The organism is Klebsiella sp. RHBSTW-00215, assembly GCF_014103785.1.
GTDB lineage: Bacteria > Pseudomonadota > Gammaproteobacteria > Enterobacterales > Enterobacteriaceae > Klebsiella.
Genome location: NZ_JABXQS010000001.1, coordinates 2377996 through 2396467 on the forward strand (window position 1 = coordinate 2377996; position 18472 = coordinate 2396467).

The window sequence follows — 18472 nt, forward strand, 5'->3', positions numbered from 1 at the left end:
GAACAACAGCGCTAAACGCGGCATTAAGAGGAGGATCAGGAGAGGAAGCTAACGCCCTGTTTTAATACCAGATCGCAGGCTTTAGTTTTTACTTTCTCCGCCAGCGGGCTGCTGCCGAGGGTATTTAAATTCAACTGCTGGCCGTCTTTATTACTCAACAGCCCCTGAAGACCATTAAGATAGCTGGTATCTTCTTTTTGTTTTTCTGGCGTGCTCAGACCCAGTTTATCCAGAAGCTGATTTTTGACGTTTTCGGTATTTGTCACCGAGGCCAGCTTCTGTTTCGCGCAGTAAGACATAATCCCGGCGGCATTATTCATGCTGCTGGAGGTTAGCGACTGGTTGCCACCGTTCAACAGGCTGGTGAGCGATGAGAGCGACATGCCGCCGCTTTGCTGGCTACCGCTTTGGCTGCTGAGCTGGTTAGCGGCGCTGGAAAGAGAATCCTGCCAGGAGGTGGCGTGGGCACCGAAAGTCATTAAAGCACCCGCCGCCACTACCGTGCGGAACAACATTTTTGCAGATTTCATAGACATACTCTTCGCCGTAACGGAATAATGTTTTCAGTATAACGCTGGCGGAGTTAAGAAATATCTTAATACTCTTTTCCGGTCACGCGATCGCGATAGCTATCCCAGTTAAAATTGACCCATAGGCTATTTCCCAGACGCATACGATCCATGACACGTTCGCCGAGCAGCTTATTCATTTCTTCCATAGTGCTGTTGGTGAGCATGCCGGTAGGACGCTTCGACGAGGAGCGGCGATCGACAATCTGGTTAATGATGACTTTCTCGTAGCGTGACTCCGTTTGCATACCAATTTCGTCTATCACCAGTAAATCGACCTTGCTCAGGTCGGTAAGAAGCTGCTCTTCGCTGGTTTCCCGATTGCCGAAAGTATCTTTCATCGCTGACATAATATCGGCGACGGTAATAATCAACACCGACTTGCCCCGCAGCAGCAGCTCATTGCAGATGGCGGCGGCGAGGTGATTTTTACCGGTGCCAGGCTTGCCCGAGAAAATAAAGCTGGCGATATTGCCGTCGAACTCTTCGACGTACTGGCGCGCTCGGGAAAGTGCGATCATCTGGCCTTCACATTCCACCCGATAGTTATCCAGAGAGCAGTTCTGGTGCAGTGGGCGGATACCGGAGCGGTTAAACGTTCGCTGCATTTTCATGGCGCGGTTTTCACGCTCCAGTGCTTCCGAACGCAGCTTGCCTTGTTCTTTTTGCCATGCCAGTAGCTCTTCACCTGTCTTAAACGCGGGTTCGACATGGGCTGGCATCATCTTTTGCAGGCGCTTCATTAAATCGCCGACATTTTTCATGCTCATCCTCGGAATCCTCGTGGAATATGGTTATCAGGTTCGCTAATCGCGTTGACGTCACGTCGCGGCTGGCCGCCGTTGCTGGCTCTGCCAATCTGCACGCTGCGCGCCAGCTTCTGCTGCCATTGGACATGATGGAAGACTTTACCTTCCGCCTGCCAGTAGGTGACAAACGCGGCGAGTTCTTCCGGCGTGACCGGCTGGCTCAGGGCGATACCCCAGAGCGCGGCCAGGCGCTGAAAGTCTGCATCCGGCTGCCAGTCGGCGTACATCGGGAATTTTCCCATCGGTACCGCAACAGGGACCGCCGTTGGCTCATCAAAAAACTGCGCGTCCAGGGCAATGTCGCTATTGGGGCGCGAGAGTTTTGCTTCCAGCTCCAGCAATTGAGCCAGACGCTCCGGCGTCAGCGCATAGAATGCGGGGGCGTTGTTGGCAAATACAGCGACGGCGCCGCTGGTCGATTTTGCCAGTACCGCTGCGTGATCCTGCATGAAGTCATCCAGACCGCTAAAATCGGTAGTTAATACTCGTGAAGACATAAATCAATCTCAACTCTGAACAACTAATATAGAAAGGGGGTAACTGCACACATAGTAGCACAGAGGTCGCTCTGGAAGGAGCGCGCAGGTGACCCCGCGGCGCGCTCGGCTATACGCGCGGGCGCTTGCGATACAGCCAAAGCCCTGGAATAGAAAGACCGATAGATAACGCGCCAACAATAGATGAGGCTTTGAGAAAGTTACTCAACAGCATAATCATCATCTCTTCTGAGTAACCAAAATGGCTGATTTTTACCGCCGAGATCATCGCGGTATAGGCGGAGATACCGGGAAACATCGGAATGACCGCCGCAACGGTGAAAATTTTCGGGTGCGCCAGATACCAACGGGACCATTGGATCCCGATACTGCCAACCAGCAGAGCGGCAAGGAAAGTCGCCCATTCGATATTAAAGCCTGCCGTCATCATCACCATGCGAGAACCATGACCGATGGCACCCAACAAAGCACACCAGCGCAGCGCGCGCTGCGGTACGTTAAATACCATAGCGAAGCCAACGGCGGGAATAGCGGCCAGGGCCATATCCTGCAGCAGGGCGAAGAGATACATGATTATGCCCATCCGCGCAGCCCCCACATCGTCATTGCCATTACCACGCCAATACAGGTGGCGAGGGTGAGCAGACTGGCGATAGCCCAGCGGGCCAGGCCGGTATTGATATGTCCTTTAAACATGTCGGCAACGGAGTTAATCAGCGGGAAGCCGGGTACCAGCAATAGCACGCTGGCGGCCATTGCTACCGTCGGCGTCGTGGCGAAAATAGGCAGGCGCAGCATGAGCCCAGAAATTGTGGTCGCCGCAAAGGCAGTGAGGCAGAAGTTAATCTGCGGATGCATTGAGCGATGGGTTAACAACTGGCGAATATACATTGCTACTGAACTGGCGCAAAAGGTGACGAGAGCACCATCCCAGCCGCCGTTATTGAGTTTGCAGAAGCAGGCACAGGAGAGGCCAACCATGACAACCAGCAACCAGCGCGGATAGCGCAACGGTTTGATTTGAGCAAAGCGTTTTTCAACATCTTTATAATCCAGTAACTTATGCTCCGCCATGATGACAATATGCTGAACCTCCGTGACAACGTGCATGTTGATGCCGCGATCGGTATTTTTTCGCGTTGACGTCAGGCATTCGCCATCCTTTATTGTTGTGAGCACGATCGCGTTAGAGGAAATCGCGCTTTCAACGCTATCCATACCCAACGCCCGGCCCAAACGTGTTGAAAGCTCTTCAACCAGTGCGCTCTCTGCGCCGTGCTGTAATAAGAAAAGACCACATTGAATGCACAATCGCGTGATTGCGCGCTGAGTTGCCCTGTCTGCTTGCATAAATACCTGCTGTCCGTGATGCCCGATGCCGTAGTGTCTGTCGATACTTTTACCTGAAGTCTTGCTTTATCTGAGCGGTCAGGATCAAACAATGTGTAAAAAATCACCCGCCCTGCTGACCTCCTGGAATTTGATCCCTGCCGCATTTTCGTAAAATTGGTGAAAAGTGCAATTTTTGTACTCATTCTTCCCTTCTTTTTCCCCTCAGACTTATCAAAAATGCAAATTGGAACTTTTAATAAACAAAAAACAAACAAATAATTAACCATACTGAGGTGACCCTATGAGAACACAGATTGCGATTATCGGAGCGGGTCCTTCCGGACTGCTGTTAGGGCAGTTATTACATCGCGCCGGGATCCAAACCGTCATCCTCGAACGGCAAACGCCAGAGTACGTGTTGGGGCGGATCCGCGCGGGGATTCTGGAAAGTGGAACGGTGGATTTGCTGCGTGAAGCAGGGGCTGCCCGGCGGATGGATGCGGAAGGGCTGGTACATCATGGGGTTGAGTTTTTGTTTGACGGCAAGCGCGTGCCGGTTGCTCTGACGGAGCTTACTGAAGGTAAAAGCGTGATGGTTTACGGTCAGACCGAAGTGACGCGGGATTTAATGGCGGCGCGGGCGGAATGCGGAGCACCGATTATTTATGGCGTCAGCGATGTCACGATTAATGATGCGAAAAGTGACCGGCCGTCCGTCTCTTTTGTCAGCAACGGCGAAAAACATCTGCTGGAGTGCGATTTTATTGCCGGTTGTGACGGATTTCACGGCGTTTCCCGACAAAGTATCCCGTCAGGGGTTCTTAAAGAGTATGAAAGCGTCTGGCCGTTTGGCTGGCTGGGGCTGCTGGCCGATACGCCACCAGTTAACCCGGAGCTGATTTATGCCCATCATGAGCGCGGCTTTGTACTGTGTAGTCAGCGCTCACTAACTCGAAGCCGCTACTATTTACAGGTACCGCTAAGCGAAAAGGTTGATGACTGGGCTGATGAACGTTTCTGGGAAGAGTTGAAGCTGCGCTTGCCCGATGAGCTGGCTACCAGGTTAGTGACTGGTCACTCACTTGAGAAGAGTATTGCGCCGCTACGCAGTTATGTGGTGGAACCCATGCAATATGGGAGGCTATTTCTGGTAGGGGACGCGGCGCATATCGTTCCGCCTACCGGGGCGAAAGGATTGAATCTGGCAGCATCTGATGTGAACTATTTGTGGCGAATCCTACGCGAATATTACCACCATGGTCGCGCTGACCTGTTGGCAAGCTACTCCCGCTTCGCCCTGGACCGCGTGTGGAAAGGTGAGCGATTCAGCTGGTTTATGACTCGCCTGTTGCATGATTTCCCGCAACAAAGCGAGTTTGATAGAAAAATGCAGGCGGCAGATCGTCGCTATTATCTTGAGTCTCGTGCTGGGCTCACCACTATCGCTGAAAACTACGTCGGTCTGCCGATCGAGCGCGTGGCATAAGCGAAATGAGCAGGAGGCGTCATGCAGGCAGCGAAAACCGTTCCCGTTTTTAAACTGTATGGCGAAGATCGCGGCTGGCCAACTCCCGACCTCCTGCACTGCGAATCGATACTTCAGCGTAGTCGTCTGTATGAATGGCATATCCGCGTGCATCAGCATGCTGAGCTGGTGCAGCTGCTTTATCTGCATAAAGGGCGGGCGGAAATCGAAATCGAAGGGGCAACCACGGTGATGACTGAAGCCTGCATTCAGGTTGTTCCTGCGCTTTGTATTCACGGGTTTCGGTTTTCTCCGGGCACGGAAGGATACGTTTTGTCACTGGCGCTACCGCTGCTCAGACGTTTTGAAAACCAGTTTGGTCGTCAGTTGGATGTACTCGGTCAGCCACAATGCGTGTCGGTGAAAGAGTCCCGGAGTCATATCCGGGCGCTGTTTACTGCTTTACGGGAAGAGTACAGCGAGGATCATGATGCGCGCGAAATGATGCTGCATTCGTTGCTGGGTGCATTATTGGTATGGCTGAACCGACAGTATCTCCCAGCGCGGATAGCGGAGGACAAAGCTGAACGTAAGCGTAGCGTTATGCGCCATTTCTCTCGCCTCATTGAAAGCCATTATCGTGAACATATGCCTTTAATAGAGTATGCCAGGCTGGTGGGGCTCTCTGCGACTCACCTGAATTATTTGTGCCGTGAATTTTACGGCTGCAGCGCGCTGGGGGTTTTACATCAAAGGTTGATGCTTGAGGCGCGCCGTAACCTGCAATACACCAGCATGACTATTGCGCAACTTTCTGATTATTTAGGATTTACTGATGCCGCTTATTTCTCCCGTTTTTTTCGGCGCTATAACGGTGAATCGCCTAAGGAAGGTGCGAATAAGCGGGGAAATTCTTCTCGGCTGACTCAGTCATTTCATTTCTTCATGTTTGAGCCGATTTTTTCTCCCGTAAATGCCTTGAATCAGCCTATTTAGACCGTTTCTTCGCCATTTAAGGCGTTATCCCCAGTTTTTAGTGAGATCTCTCCCACTGACGTATCATTTGGTCCGCCCGAAACAGGTTGGCCAGCGTGAATAACATCGCCAGTTGGTTATCGTTTTTCAGCAACCCCTTGTATCTGGCTTTCACGAAGCCGAACTGTCGCTTGATGATGCGAAATGGGTGCTCCACCTTGGCCCGGATGCTGGCTTTCATGTATTCGATGTTGATGGCCGTTTTGTTCTTGCGTGGATGCTGTTTCAAGGTTCTTACCTTGCCGGGGCGCTCGGCGATCAGCCAGTCCACATCCACCTCGGCCAGCTCCTCGCGCTGTGGCGCCCCTTGGTAGCCGGCATCGGCTGAGACAAATTGCTCCTCTCCATGCAGCAGATTACCCAGCTGATTGAGGTCATGCTCGTTGGCCGCGGTGGTGACTAGGCTGTGGGTCAGGCCACTCTTGGCATCGACACCAATGTGGGCCTTCATGCCAAAGTGCCACTGATTGCCTTTCTTGGTCTGATGCATCTCCGGATCGCGTTGCTGCTCTTTGTTCTTGGTCGAGCTGGGTGCCTCAATGATGGTGGCATCGACCAAGGTGCCTTGAGTCATCATGACGCCTGCTTCGGCCAGCCAGCGATTGATGGTCTTGAACAATTGGCGGGCCAGTTGATGCTGCTCCAGCAGGTGGCGGAAATTCATGATGGTGGTGCGGTCAGGCAAGGCGCTATCCAGGGATAACCGGGCAAACCGACGCATGGAGGCGATTTCGTACAGAGCATCTTCCATCGCGCCATCGCTCAGGTTGTACCAATGCTGCATGCAGTGAATGCGTAGCATGGTTTCCAGCGGATAAGGTCGCCGGCCATTACCAGCCTTGGGGTAAAACGGCTCGATGACTTCCACCATGTTTTGCCATGGCAGAATCTGCTCCATACGGGACAAGAAAATCTCTTTTCTGGTCTGACGGCGCTTACTGCTGAATTCACTGTCGGCGAAGGTAAGTTGATGACTCATGATGAACCCTGTTCCATGGCTCCAGATGACAAACATGATCTCATATCAGGGACTTGTTCGCACCTTCCTTAGTCAGACCTTATTCTCACCAGAGATGGCGAATATTGGCGAAGAGCAGCAAAAGTTGGTCATTCTGACGCTTTCTGAGCGTAAGGTCCTGAGGCTTCTTGCCAAAGGATGGGGAATTAATCAAATTGCTGCGTTATTGAAAAAAAGTAATAAAACCATAAGCGCGCAAAAAAATAGTGCGATGCGCCGTTTGTCTTTGCGCAGTAATGCAGAGATGTATGCCTGGATTAATAGTGCACAGGGAATGAAGGAGCTGAATATTTATTCAGCCTATGGAGACCAATCGGAATGGAAAAAGATCTCACAACACGATATGTCGCTGTCGTAGAAAAATGCGCGATGACTGAAGTGGCTCTTCGCCACATATTAACTCGTGAAAGCGGCAAGAATTATAGTGTCCGCTTCTTTAAAGATACTCAGGCATTAAAGCGAGAACTTAAATCTAAAGATTTTACTGCGATTATTTTTTCACTTTCTGGTAATCGCAGGTCCCGACTGGAGAGTTTACTTTTTCTCCACGAAATTGCGCGTTATTGTCCTGAAATGCAGAGAATTGTCTTAGCTACTGATGAAGCGGAAATGCGACTGATTAGTCACCTTACGCCTTCCCGTTTGCATGGTATTTTTAATAAATCAGCTTGTCGTATACAGTTACAGGAACGGTTGCTTCAGCTCCTCGACCATAGTCATCAGGCCAATGAGAGCGTTGTAAACCAAAAACAGGGTTTATGTAACCAAATTCTGAGCCCGACGGAACATACCATTCTGCGCTATATGTCTTACGGTTATTCGTTGCCTGAGATTGCGACACAGTTGGAGCGAAACATCAAAACTATTCGCGCTCATAAATTTAACGCTATGACCAAACTTGGCGTCAGTTCAGATATGGGCCTCCTGAGCGCAGCAGATATTCTGATGCGCTTGTCAGCGAATAACGATGATACCAGAGGTATGCGGCTCGCCCTGTAGCGTTAGCCGTTTATTAAAGACAAACGTCAATCCAGGTTGCATCAGTCAACCGCGCCATTCGTTCGGGTGAAATACGAACGGCGCTATGGATTGACCCTGCTGCTGGTAGAACTTCCGGGTACTGTTTCAGCGAAATGTCACAGTAAACCGCCAGTGGAACTTCCAGGCCAAATGGGCAAACCCCGCCAACGGGGTGCCCGGTTAACGTAACTACCTCATCACTACTCAGCATACGTGCTTTCGCACCGAACGCTTCCTTCAGCTTTTTGTTATCCAGACGCGCATCGCCCTTTGCGACAACAAGTACAACCCGTTCTTTTACTTTTAAAGACAGAGTTTTCGCTATTTGCCCGGGCTCAACTTTATGCGCTGCAGCAGCTAGTGCCACCGTAGCCGTACTCTGGTTAAGTTCGATGATTTCGATATCGGGGGCGTGGTCAGCAAAAAATTGCCGCACGGACTGCAGACTCATTGCGATCTCCTGAAGAGTGTCTGTTAAAAATCTGTAATAAGCTTCGCAAAGTGTAAATATTGTTGGCAGACAATCAAGAATCTTTCTAATTCCTGGATCTTCTTCACAATCACCGCAACCGGTTACTGTAACCGGTTGCAGTTATCCGTCATGCGATGAATACTGAAATAGTAACTTCCCTGCGTCATCTATAACAAAAGAGCCGTGTATGAGTCGTGCCTATTTGAGCAGTATAGCCAGTGGGTTATCCGCCGTGCTAATCCACTCACCGAATTAGGTTTACCACAACGGCAAGATAATCATTGTTGGGCCTGTTTCTATAGCCTGTCAGGAGGGCTGCTATGTCTGCTAACCATGCTGCATTTAATCTGATATTCCGCTTTGTAGAAAATTACATCAGCCCGGTCGCCGGACGCATTTCGTCTCAGCGCCATGTTATGGCTATTCGCGACGGCTTTATCTCTGCAATGCCGTTTATGATCGTTGGCTCCTTTCTCTTGGTATTTGCTTATCCGCCGTTTTCGCCGGATACCACATGGGGATTTGCTCGCGCGTGGCTGGATTTAGCAAAAGAGTTTGAAGGGCGCATTTTAACGCCGTTCGATATGACGATGGGCATCATGTCTATCTACATTTGTGCCGCCATTGCCTACAACCTGGGTAAACACTACGAAAAAACGAATCAGCTCGACCCTTTCATGTGCGCGATGCTGTCAATTATGGCTTTCCTGCTCGTAGCGGCGCCGAAGACAAACGGCAATTTGCCGGTTGATAGCCTGGGCGGGACGGGGATTTTTACCGCGATTCTGGTGGCTGTTTATTGCGTTGAAATGATGCGCTTCCTTAAGGCGCACAATATTGGTATTCGCCTTCCGGATCAGGTGCCGCCAATGATCAAAAACTCTTTCGATCTATTGATTCCGGTATTGGTCGTAGTCCTAACGCTCTATCCCCTGAGCCTGTTTATCCAGCATCATTTCGATATGCTGATCCCGCAGGCTATCATGGCCATCTTTAAGCCGCTGGTTTCTGCGGCGGATTCATTACCGGCAATTTTACTGGCGGTGCTGGTTGGTCATTTGCTGTGGTTCGCGGGTATCCACGGTGCGGCTATTGTTTCCGGTATGCTGCAGATGTTCTGGCTGACTAACCTTGGGATGAACCAGCAGGCCCTGGCTCAGGGCGCACCGTTGCCACATATCTTTATGGAGGCGTTCTGGACATTCTTTATTGTAATCGGTGGTTCAGGAGCAACGATGGGGCTGGTATTCTGCTACCTGCGCAGTCGATCTGCACATCTGCGCTCAATCGGTCGTCTGAGTGTTGTGCCTAGCCTGTTTAACATTAACGAGCCGGTTATTTTCGGTACGCCTATTGTCATGAACCCGGTGTTCTTTATTCCATTCCTGCTGGCACCAATGGTTAACGCCGTGCTGGCCTGGGCGGCAATGAAGCTTGATTTGATTGGCCGGGTTATATCTGTCGTTCCGTGGACCGCCCCGGCACCGATTGGCGGTGCGTGGGCCTTGGGGTGGGATTTCCGGGCGGCGATTTTGGTGATTATCCTGGCATGCGTCTCGGCAGTTATCTATTTCCCGTTCTTTAAAGTGTATGAGAAGCAACTGTTAGAACAAGAGGCTGAAGAAGCGCAGCGTTTGGCACAAGAAAGCCAGCAGACCGCGTAAACGTAAACGGGCGGCTTAATTAGCCGCCCGTTGCTCTATAAATCGATGTCATTTTAGCGTGCAATCCCCGCACTGCTGAACATCCGGTAGACGATAACGCTGGCAGCAGGTGCGGCGCACGAGCTGCCCTTCACGTAAAACAACCGTACGCCACAGCGGGTTATCCTGGCCGTCGGAAAGCTGTTTTTCAAAGAAACAGTGCTGACGTAAAAGGGTGACCTGCTCATCTCCCAGCAACGCTTTCATTTCACCCAGATACCAGTTGATTAGGTAACCGGTATTGCTCCAGATAAGCTTGCCGTTGATATCACCAGTGGCTTCAAGCGCCTGAATGACGGGCTGTAAAGCGCAGGTGACCAGGGTTTCCATTCGCGATTGAGCAGACTGCTCTGATGAAGCTTGTGCGCAATGGACATCAATCCAGAAACAGGCGGCACGACCCGTTTCATGAAACTCAACCCGAAAATGTTCCGGTGTCAGGCTGATGACGCGATCTTCGCTCAGCAGAGCCAACATTAACGGCGGGATCAGTAAACCGATGTACCACTGCGCCCAAAGGGATAGCAGTGGCTTTTGCTCACGCACCTGCGTGGGTTGGTTGCGATAAATATGATCGGAATACGTCGCCAGCAGGGAACTCAGCGCCATTGGCTGAGACCATTCTGCCAATGTTAATGCATGATGGGGCGCTTCTTCATTCAGACGGAGAAAATCCAGCAGATGGGGGCGTAGGGTAGTGATTTTTTCGCGGATTGCATTTGCCAGTTCACGCTCAGCCGAAGGGAGCGGAGCCCGCCAGATGATGTCATCGCTGAAGGAAAGTGAACGGTAAGCCATCGGATGTCAGATACAAATCTAAATGATAATGATTTCTGATACTAGTTGTTCGATATCCGAATGGCAAGAGATTTGTCCGCGCGGCAGGTTTCTGCTGCGCGGTATAAAGCTAGCTGGCGAGGATAATATTACGCCCCATGTTTTTCGCTTCATAGAGCGCGTTATCTGCACGTTTCAGCGCGCCATCAATGTCGGCATCAACCAGCGGCGTCATACCGATGCTAATCGTCACATTGGTGGCGACGCTTTCGTTAAACATATGCGGAATTTTTAGATCGTAGACGCGCTGGCGGATACGATCTGCGGCCAGAAGGGCATTTTCAGCTGTGCTGCTGGTTAAAAGCACCATAAATTCCTCGCCGCCAAAGCGGGCAACAACATCGCGTGAGCGCACGGCGTTGCGAATTGCCGCGGAAACCTGAATTAACGCCTGATCGCCCATCATGTGGCCGTAGTGGTCGTTGTAGGCTTTGAAGTGGTCAATATCCAGCAGCAGGACGTAATGTTCAGTGCTGTCTAATGAAAGGATCGTGTCCAGGCGATTTTGTAAACCGCGGCGGTTGTACAAACCGGTGAGGGGATCCAACATACTGAGATCGTTAAGGGTATTACGCTCCTTCAATAGCTTATCCATCAGTCCCTGAGTGAATACATCGCTACGCTTCTGAATTAAGCTCTGGAGGGTGATACCAGCAATAGGCAGGATAAAACAATAAGACATGCGCAGCCATTGTTCTCCTTCGGCCAGGATCAAGCAGGCACCGAATGTCGGTAATGAGTGCAAGGTGAACGCAATGATATTGCTGGAAAAAGCAATGGTGCCAATAAACAACACGCTTAATAAGGCGATCACCAGATAGTTAAAATGTGGTGGCCCCAGCATCATGGCTTTTAACGTAACGTGCCATGCCCAAAACAGGCCAAATATCAGAGAAATAAATGAAATATTTATTTTGCGTTGCGAGAATTTCCAGTGCCATAACAGCAGGACTGAACTGCAGATAACAATCAGGAAGCAGGGCAGGGTAAAACTAATGACAGTAAAGAGCGGGCTGACCAGGGATAAGAGGGCTGAAACAAAATTAAGCAGTAAAAAAAGCCGTAAGGAATACTGATATTTTTGTTCGTAATGAGATCGCCAGGATTGTGCAGTCATGTTGGAATTGTCATTATTAATCGTTAAAATTCAATATGATGTGTGTCAAAAAAGAATAATAAAAAGCAATGCGCAAAATAAGGTTTTTGCGAAATTATCAGATAATTTAATATATAGTTTTCGTTTGCTTAATTTATCACCTTCATGAATGTATGTCATTACCGCGAACGTAAAGAATAATGAGTCACGTTTTACCGGGCATGACAAATGATAAAAATTACCATATGATATTGGTTATCATTATCGTTGTGAGAGGTGAAAACATGTTGCAGCGAACTTTAGGGAGTGGGTGGGGTGTTTTGATCCCTGGCGTGTTGATTGCCGCCCTTGGGTTTGCCGATTTGTCGGTGGACGCCTGGCGCGGGTTAGTCACATTGGGAATGCTTACGTCAGCACTGATGATTTGGCATCGCCAGCTACGGCATTTCGTTTTGCTGCCATCATGCGTTGCACTGATAAGCGGAATTATGCTGATGATGATGAATTTTAAGCTGATGGGATAATGCGGAAGGGTAAGAATATTGGTGCGAGGGGGGGGACTCGAACCCCCACATCCTAAGGACACTAACACCTGAAGCTAGCGCGTCTACCAATTCCGCCACCTTCGCACAGTATTCTTAATTTTGATATTGCCTCGTTGGTGCGAGGGGGGGGACTCGAACCCCCACATCCTAAGGACACTAACACCTGAAGCTAGCGCGTCTACCAATTCCGCCACCTTCGCACAGTGCGAGCAATATCAACGTGGTTTATGGTGCGAGGGGGGGGACTTGAACCCCCACGTCCGTAAGGACACTAACACCTGAAGCTAGCGCGTCTACCAATTCCGCCACCTTCGCATACCATCGACACTATGAAAGTATCGTTACCACGGAGGCGCATTCTAGTGGTTTTCAGCTATTCGTCAATACTTAATTGTACAGGCTGGATTGATTGTTGCAAAAATGGACGGCTTAGGAAGATACGATCCCGGCGGCAAGCATCGCCTGTCGCCGGAGCAGGAGAACGTTACTTTTTCGCCTGACGAGTCATAACCGTACGATAGACTTTAAACCGGCCAGTCTGGGCGATCACTTCGTGGAAACCGAAGGTCTCATCCAGGATATCCGGGTAAGGCAGGAAGGCGTTGGCGACAATACGCAGTTCACCACCGCTATTTAAATGTCGAACCGCTCCGCGAATCAACGTTTGCGCCGCTTCCTGGCTGGTCTGCAGTCCGTCGTGGAACGGCGGATTAGAGATAATCATATCGAAGCGACCATTCACTTCAGAGAAGACGTTGCTGGCAAAAACGTCACCTTCAATGCCGTTTGCGGCAAGGGTGGCGCGGCTGGCTTCTACCGCCGGGGCACTTACGTCGCAGAGCGTTAAGCGAACCTTCGGTGAATGGCTTGCCAGCACGGTTGCCAGCACGCCAGCACCGCAGCCGACATCAAGCACTTTGCCTTTGGTATGCGGCGTCAGGGTTGAGAGCAGCAGTTGGCTACCGATGTCCAGACCATCGCGGCTGAACACGCCCGGCAGCGTTTTAATCGTCAGGTTTTCCAGCGGATATTCGCCCCAGTACTGCTCTGGATTAAATGCTGGCTGTTTTTCCAGGCGGCCATGATACAGCCCACAGCGGCGTGCGCTGTCGATCTTGCTCAGCGGCGCATATTCGGCCAGCATCTGCTCCGCACTGCGTACGCCGCTGCGGTTCTCGCCAACCACAAAAATATCGATACCTGTTGGCAGCAGCGAAAGCAGATTCATTAGCTGAAACTGAGCTTCTGGCTTATTTTTTGGCCAGTAGTAAATCAGCGTGTCGCAATCAGCAACGTCGCTGGCTTCAGCCACCAGGCTAAAACGGGCATTTTCACCCATCTGGCGGCTTAGTACCTGCCAATGGTGAAACTGCTGGGTATGGACGCGGCTGCCAGCCGTATCCAGACGGGCGGGCAGGTCATCCTGCAGATCACCGGCAAACAGAACGCGGGCGGACTCGAAATCATCACTGTGGCGCAGCAAGACTTCACTTGCCGGGGTAAAAGCAGACATGAAACACTCCTTCATTGAGACTGGCGGCGATTATACACGTTATCTTTCAGGCTGCCTCTTTGTTGGGGCGATATGCAATCCGCTGGGCACGTGATTGTTGGCGCAGATACGACGGATTTGCTATATTGCGCGCTTGATTAACAGGAGTGTTTCGCTATGACATCCCGACGAGACTGGCAATTACAGCAACTGGGTATTACCCAGTGGTCGCTACGTCGTCCTGGGGCGTTACAGGGTGAAATCGCTATCTCGCTTCCTGGACATATCCGTCTGGTGATGGTGGCGGAAGCTCTGCCATCACTGACTGAGCCGCTAATCAGCGATATTTTACGTGCGCTGGCCCTGACGCCGGAGCAGGTTATGCAACTGACTCCTGAACGCGTGGCGATGTTGCCGCAGGATGCCCGCTGTAATAGCTGGCGGCTGGGTACTGATGCGCCGTTGCTGTTGGCGGGCGCACAGATATCCTCGCCCGCTTTCGATGAACTTCAGACCAGCACGCCCGCACGCCTGGCGCTCTGGCAACAAATCTGCACACATGAAAACGATTTCTACCCTCAACACGGCTGATTTGCCCCGTGCCTGGCAAATAGAAACACGCGCCCATGCCTTTCCCTGGAGCGAGCAGACGTTTGTCAGCAATCAGGGCGAGCGCTATCTGAACCTTCAGTTAGTGGTGGACGGCGAGATGGCGGCTTTTGCGATTACGCAAATTGTGCTCGACGAGGCGACGCTATTCAATATCGCCGTTGACCCCGCTTTTCAGCGTCGTGGCCTGGGTCGGGAACTGCTGGAACATGTGATTGATGAAGTAGAAAAACGCGGCGTCGTCACGCTGTGGCTGGAGGTGCGCGCGTCTAACGTCGCCGCCATCGCGCTCTATGAAAGCTTAGGCTTTAACGAGGCGACTATTCGCCGCAACTATTACCCCACGGTCGACGGACGTGAGGACGCAATAATTATGGCACTGCCAATCAGTATGTAAGACAAGGTGAGATGATGAAGTGGGACTGGATTTTCTTTGATGCCGACGAAACGCTGTTTACGTTTGATTCGTTTACCGGCTTACAGCGGATGTTTCTCGACTATAGCGTGACCTTCTCCGCTGAGGATTTTCAGGATTACCAGGCCGTGAATAAGCCGCTGTGGGTGGATTATCAAAACGGTGCCATCACATCCCTTCAGCTTCAGCATCAGCGCTTTGATGGTTGGGCTGAACGCCTGAGCGTGCCGCCAGGTGAGCTGAATGCCGCTTTTATGAATGCGATGGCGGAGATCTGCTCGCCGCTACCGGGCGCGGTGTCGTTGCTCAATGCGCTGCAGGGAAAAGTAAAAATGGGCATCATCACCAATGGTTTTACCTCGCTGCAGCAGACGCGTCTCGAACGAACCGGTCTACGCGATCACTTTGATTTACTGATTATTTCCGAAGAGGTTGGGGTGGCGAAGCCGGATGCGCGCATCTTTGATTCTGCGCTGACGCAGGCGGGCAACCCGGAGCGCTCGCGGGTTCTGATGGTTGGCGATACGGCGGAGTCTGATATTCGCGGCGGCGTGAACGCCGGTCTGGCGACCTGCTGGTTCAATCCTCATCAGCGCGAACTGCCTGCGGATCTTCAGCCTGACTGGACGGTGACCTCTTTAAGCGAACTGGAGCAACTCCTGTGTAAACACTGATTGCCTCCCCCTCATTGATGAGTAAAATAGCCGCAATTTTTCGTATTCAACATGCGTGGCGCATAGCCGTGCTTACTCAAGAAGATTGAACTATGACGTTGTCTCCTTTTTTGCAGGAGGTGGCCAAGCGCCGCACTTTTGCCATTATTTCTCACCCGGATGCCGGTAAAACCACCATCACCGAGAAGGTGCTGTTATTCGGACAGGCGATCCAGACTGCCGGTACTGTTAAAGGCCGTGGTTCCAGCCAGCATGCCAAATCCGACTGGATGGAGATGGAAAAGCAGCGTGGTATCTCCATTACCACCTCCGTAATGCAGTTTCCGTATCACGACTGCCTGGTGAACCTGTTAGATACCCCGGGGCATGAAGACTTCTCGGAAGATACCTACCGTACTCTGACGGCGGTGGACTGCTGCCTGATGGTTATCGATGCCGCGAAAGGCGTCGAGGACCGGACCCGTAAGCTGATGGAAGTGACCCGTCTGCGCGATACGCCGATCCTGACCTTTATGAACAAACTTGACCGTGACATCCGCGATCCGATGGAAGTGCTGGATGAAGTTGAGCGCGAGCTGAAAATCGGCTGTGCGCCGATCACCTGGCCAATTGGCTGCGGTAAGCTATTTAAGGGTGTTTACCATCTTTATAAAGATGAAACCTACCTGTACCAGACCGGTAAAGGCCATACCATTCAGGAAGTTCGCATCGTTAAGGGCCTGAACAATCCGGAACTGGATGCGGCCGTTGGTGACGATCTGGCGCAGCAGCTGCGCGACGAGCTGGAGCTGGTGCAGGGCGCGTCCAACGAGTTCGATAAAGAGCTGTTCCTGGCCGGTGAAATTACCCCGGTATTCTTCGGTACCGCCTTGGGTAACTTCGGTGTTGATCATATGCTGGACGGCCTTGTGGAATGGGCGCCTGCGCCGATGCCGCGCAAAACCGATACCCGCCTGGTCGAAGCGCAGGATGAGAAGTTCAGTGGCTTCGTGTTTAAAATTCAGGCCAATATGGATCCGAAACACCGTGACCGCGTGGCTTTCATGCGCGTAGTTTCCGGCAAGTACGAAAAGGGCATGAAAATGCGCCAGGTTCGAATCGGTAAAGACGTGGTGATCTCCGATGCGCTGACCTTTATGGCCGGTGACCGCTCGCATGTTGAAGAGGCGTATCCGGGCGATATTCTCGGTCTGCATAACCACGGTACGATTCAGATCGGCGACACCTTTACGCAAGGTGAGATGATGAAGTTCACCGGTATCCCGAACTTCGCCCCGGAACTGTTCCGTCGTATCCGCCTGAAAGATCCGCTGAAGCAAAAACAGCTGCTGAAGGGGCTGGTACAGCTTTCTGAAGAAGGTGCGGTGCAGGTATTCCGTCCGATTGCCAATAACGATCTGATAGTGGGTGCCGTCGGTGTGCTGCAGTTTGATGTGGTCGTTTCCCGCCTGAAGAGTGAGTACAACGTTGAGGCTATCTACGAGTCCGTTAACGTGGCGACGGCGCGCTGGGTAGAGTGTTCAGACGTGAAGAAATTCGAGGAATTCAAGCGTAAGAACGAAATTCAGTTAGCCCTTGATGGCGGTGATAACCTCACTTATATCGCCCCAACAATGGTTAACCTGAATCTGACGCAGGAACGTTATCCTGACGTTCAGTTCCGTAAAACTCGCGAGCACTAATTGTCTCAGGAGCGCGGCTTTCACCGCGCTCCACGTTGTTTTTCCTTCTGTTTGACCTTTCTGGAAAGTTCTTAATTCTTACCGTTTTGCGCGTTTTTTTACGCTCTCCTGCCGCACTCTCTCGTGTTTCTACTACATTTAATAAGTAATTTTTGGAAACTTAGCTTAATAGACTACTTATTTTGCTTTACCTGTTTAGAAATAACGAGGAACTCACAATGACAAGACCAAAGAACGCCAGGACAGCACTGGCCCTCCTCTTAGGCTCAGCCATCATCAGCGCCTCGGCATATGCGGAAAGCTCGACGGTTGATAGCGCAAAATCTGCTGCCAGTAGCGCGGGGCAAGCTGTTGATAGCTCGATGAACAAAGTCGGGAATTTTATGGACGATAGCACCATTACTGCCAGAGTGAAGGCGGCGCTTATCGATCATAAAGATATTCGCAGTACTGATATCTCTGTGAAGACCGAGAACAAAGTCGTCACGCTGAGCGGTACGGTCGATAGCACAACGCAGCAAGAGCAGGCGGTTAGCGTGGCGAAAGGGGTTGAAGGCGTGACCTCGGTTAACGATAAACTTAGCGTGCAGAATGAAAAGTCTGCTTCACTGAAGGGCTATGCCGGTGACACGGCGGTGACCAGCGAGATTAAAGCTAAGCTATTAGCTGACGATATCGTGCCATCACGAAATGTGACGGTGGAAACCACTGATGGCGTCGTGCACTTATCCGGCACAGTGGCTTCCAGCAAACAGTCAGACCGCGCGGAAGATATCGCTAAAGCCGTTTCCGGCGTCAAAAGCGTGAAGAACGATCTTAGCGTTAAATAAATCCATTATTAAAAGAATTTATTCTGCGGCCTTTCCGCAGGATGTGTAGCACCACAGGGTTGTGTATGCGCGGCCTGAGTGCGCAGAAAATCGACCGTCATTAACTATGGTAAGGAGAGACGTATGTTTAGATGGGGCATTATTTTTCTGGTGATCGCGTTAATTGCCGCTGCTCTGGGCTTTGGTGGACTGGCAGGTACCGCAGCCTGGGCTGCTAAAATTGTTTTCATCGTCGGTATTATTCTGTTTCTGGTCAGCCTTTTTACCGGCCGTCGGCGTCCCTAGACGTTAACCCGTGAAATACCGTCTTACATAAAGCCAGTCAATGTGACTGGCTTTCGCAGTTTCAGGGCGTTAAAAATTGCGTTACCT

20 protein-coding genes, 3 tRNA genes and 2 pseudogenes are annotated in these 18472 nt (G+C 51.2%); 12 read left to right on the top strand and 13 right to left on the bottom strand.

Translation table 11 applies throughout. The features are described from left to right. Nucleotides 1-35 precede the first annotated feature (35 nt). The 5 genes from HV127_RS11330 to HV127_RS11350 all read right to left on the bottom strand — a co-directional run bounded on the left by HV127_RS11330 (nt 36) and on the right by HV127_RS11350 (nt 3225). Complete coding sequence (locus HV127_RS11330; protein WP_182236115.1) at nt 36-530, bottom strand: DUF2501 domain-containing protein; 495 nt, start codon at nt 528-530, stop codon at nt 36-38. A 65-nt stretch (nt 531-595) separates the two neighbouring features. Further along, complete coding sequence (dnaC, locus tag HV127_RS11335) at nt 596-1333, bottom strand: DNA replication protein DnaC (RefSeq protein ID WP_181486499.1); 738 nt, start codon at nt 1331-1333, stop codon at nt 596-598. A gap of 2 nt (nt 1334-1335) precedes the next feature. Then, entirely contained in the window at nt 1336-1875 is a 540-nt protein-coding gene (dnaT, locus tag HV127_RS11340; RefSeq protein WP_182236117.1) for a primosomal protein DnaT, read from the bottom strand. A gap of 109 nt (nt 1876-1984) precedes the next feature. Next, nucleotides 1985-2458 (bottom strand): threonine/serine exporter, encoded by a 474-nt coding sequence (locus HV127_RS11345; RefSeq protein WP_110272712.1) that lies wholly within the window; start codon nt 2456-2458, stop codon nt 1985-1987. Continuing rightward, nucleotides 2449-3225, bottom strand: coding sequence for a threonine/serine exporter ThrE family protein (locus HV127_RS11350; protein WP_182236119.1), 777 nt, complete (start codon nt 3223-3225; stop codon nt 2449-2451). Before HV127_RS11350 ends, HV127_RS11345 begins: the two co-directional genes overlap by 10 nt. 283 nt (nt 3226-3508) lie before the next feature. Here HV127_RS11350 and pobA point away from each other — a divergent pair, with 283 nt between their 5' ends. Continuing rightward, the gene (gene pobA, locus HV127_RS11355; RefSeq protein WP_182236121.1) at nt 3509-4693 is read left to right on the top strand and encodes a 4-hydroxybenzoate 3-monooxygenase; all 1185 of its coding nucleotides are present in this window, start codon (nt 3509-3511) and stop codon (nt 4691-4693) included. Between the two features lie 21 nt (nt 4694-4714). Further along, nucleotides 4715-5560 (top strand): annotated as a pseudogene (locus HV127_RS11360) (helix-turn-helix domain-containing protein); the annotation flags it as partial. A 145-nt stretch (nt 5561-5705) separates the two neighbouring features. Here HV127_RS11360 and HV127_RS11365 read toward each other — a convergent pair. After that, on the bottom strand, nt 5706-6686 hold the full coding sequence (locus tag HV127_RS11365; protein ID WP_042934497.1) for an IS5-like element IS5 family transposase: 981 nt from the start codon (nt 6684-6686) through the stop codon (nt 5706-5708). Nucleotides 6687-6816: 130 nt separating this feature from the next. Between HV127_RS11365 and HV127_RS11370 the strand changes: the two are divergent. Together HV127_RS11370 and bglJ are read left to right on the top strand one after the other, a co-directional pair. After that, nucleotides 6817-7083: pseudogene (locus HV127_RS11370) on the top strand (helix-turn-helix domain-containing protein); the annotation flags it as partial. Then, entirely contained in the window at nt 7044-7724 is a 681-nt protein-coding gene (gene bglJ, locus HV127_RS11375) for a DNA-binding transcriptional activator BglJ (protein ID WP_112215088.1), read from the top strand. The pseudogene HV127_RS11370 and the gene bglJ, both read left to right, overlap by 40 nt. A gap of 13 nt (nt 7725-7737) precedes the next feature. On the opposite strand, the gene HV127_RS11380 is transcribed toward bglJ, so the two are convergent. Further along, nucleotides 7738-8196: a YbaK/EbsC family protein gene (locus HV127_RS11380; RefSeq protein ID WP_182236123.1), complete on the bottom strand. Its 459-nt coding sequence runs from the start codon at nt 8194-8196 to the stop codon at nt 7738-7740. Between the two features lie 341 nt (nt 8197-8537). Between HV127_RS11380 and HV127_RS11385 the strand changes: the two genes are divergently transcribed. Next, entirely contained in the window at nt 8538-9881 is a 1344-nt protein-coding gene (locus tag HV127_RS11385; protein ID WP_182236125.1) for a PTS sugar transporter subunit IIC, read from the top strand. Nucleotides 9882-9929: 48 nt separating this feature from the next. On the opposite strand, the gene fhuF is transcribed toward HV127_RS11385, so the two are convergent. Beyond that, nucleotides 9930-10718, bottom strand: a complete 789-nt coding sequence (gene fhuF / locus HV127_RS11390; RefSeq protein ID WP_182236127.1) for a siderophore-iron reductase FhuF — start codon at nt 10716-10718, stop codon at nt 9930-9932. 109 nt (nt 10719-10827) lie between these two features. Next, nucleotides 10828-11874: a GGDEF domain-containing protein gene (locus tag HV127_RS11395; protein WP_182236129.1), complete on the bottom strand. Its 1047-nt coding sequence runs from the start codon at nt 11872-11874 to the stop codon at nt 10828-10830. Between the two features lie 263 nt (nt 11875-12137). Here HV127_RS11395 and HV127_RS11400 point away from each other — a divergent pair, with 263 nt between their 5' ends. Then, entirely contained in the window at nt 12138-12377 is a 240-nt protein-coding gene (locus HV127_RS11400; protein WP_110272793.1) for a DUF1435 domain-containing protein, read from the top strand. Nucleotides 12378-12396: 19 nt separating this feature from the next. Here the strand turns inward: HV127_RS11400 and HV127_RS11405 are convergent. The 4 genes from HV127_RS11405 to rsmC all read right to left on the bottom strand — a co-directional run bounded on the left by HV127_RS11405 (nt 12397) and on the right by rsmC (nt 13911). Further along, nucleotides 12397-12482: transfer RNA gene (locus HV127_RS11405), tRNA-Leu, on the bottom strand. 30 nt (nt 12483-12512) lie between these two features. Beyond that, nucleotides 12513-12598 (bottom strand) — tRNA-Leu (locus HV127_RS11410). A 28-nt stretch (nt 12599-12626) separates the two neighbouring features. Then, nucleotides 12627-12713, bottom strand: a tRNA-Leu gene (locus HV127_RS11415). A gap of 169 nt (nt 12714-12882) precedes the next feature. Continuing rightward, a complete protein-coding gene (gene rsmC / locus HV127_RS11420) occupies nt 12883-13911 on the bottom strand; it encodes a 16S rRNA (guanine(1207)-N(2))-methyltransferase RsmC (protein ID WP_182236131.1) in 1029 nt (342 codons plus the stop codon). A 156-nt stretch (nt 13912-14067) separates the two neighbouring features. On the opposite strand from rsmC, the gene HV127_RS11425 reads away from it, so the two are divergent. From HV127_RS11425 to HV127_RS11450, 6 genes are all read left to right on the top strand, one after another. After that, nucleotides 14068-14481: a DNA polymerase III subunit psi gene (locus HV127_RS11425; RefSeq protein WP_112215083.1), complete on the top strand. Its 414-nt coding sequence runs from the start codon at nt 14068-14070 to the stop codon at nt 14479-14481. Further along, nucleotides 14450-14896: a ribosomal protein S18-alanine N-acetyltransferase gene (gene rimI / locus HV127_RS11430; RefSeq protein ID WP_182236133.1), complete on the top strand. Its 447-nt coding sequence runs from the start codon at nt 14450-14452 to the stop codon at nt 14894-14896. Before HV127_RS11425 ends, rimI begins: the two co-directional genes overlap by 32 nt. Nucleotides 14897-14910: 14 nt before the next feature. Further along, a complete protein-coding gene (yjjG, locus tag HV127_RS11435; RefSeq protein WP_182240631.1) occupies nt 14911-15588 on the top strand; it encodes a pyrimidine 5'-nucleotidase in 678 nt (225 codons plus the stop codon). Nucleotides 15589-15680: 92 nt separating this feature from the next. Further along, nucleotides 15681-17270: a peptide chain release factor 3 gene (gene prfC, locus HV127_RS11440; protein ID WP_110272698.1), complete on the top strand. Its 1590-nt coding sequence runs from the start codon at nt 15681-15683 to the stop codon at nt 17268-17270. A 218-nt stretch (nt 17271-17488) separates the two neighbouring features. Continuing rightward, nucleotides 17489-18100, top strand: coding sequence for a molecular chaperone OsmY (gene osmY / locus HV127_RS11445; RefSeq protein WP_110272697.1), 612 nt, complete (start codon nt 17489-17491; stop codon nt 18098-18100). Nucleotides 18101-18223: 123 nt separating this feature from the next. After that, nucleotides 18224-18385, top strand: a complete 162-nt coding sequence (locus tag HV127_RS11450) for a DUF1328 domain-containing protein (RefSeq protein ID WP_071200058.1) — start codon at nt 18224-18226, stop codon at nt 18383-18385. The last annotated feature ends 87 nt before the right edge of the window (nt 18386-18472 follow it).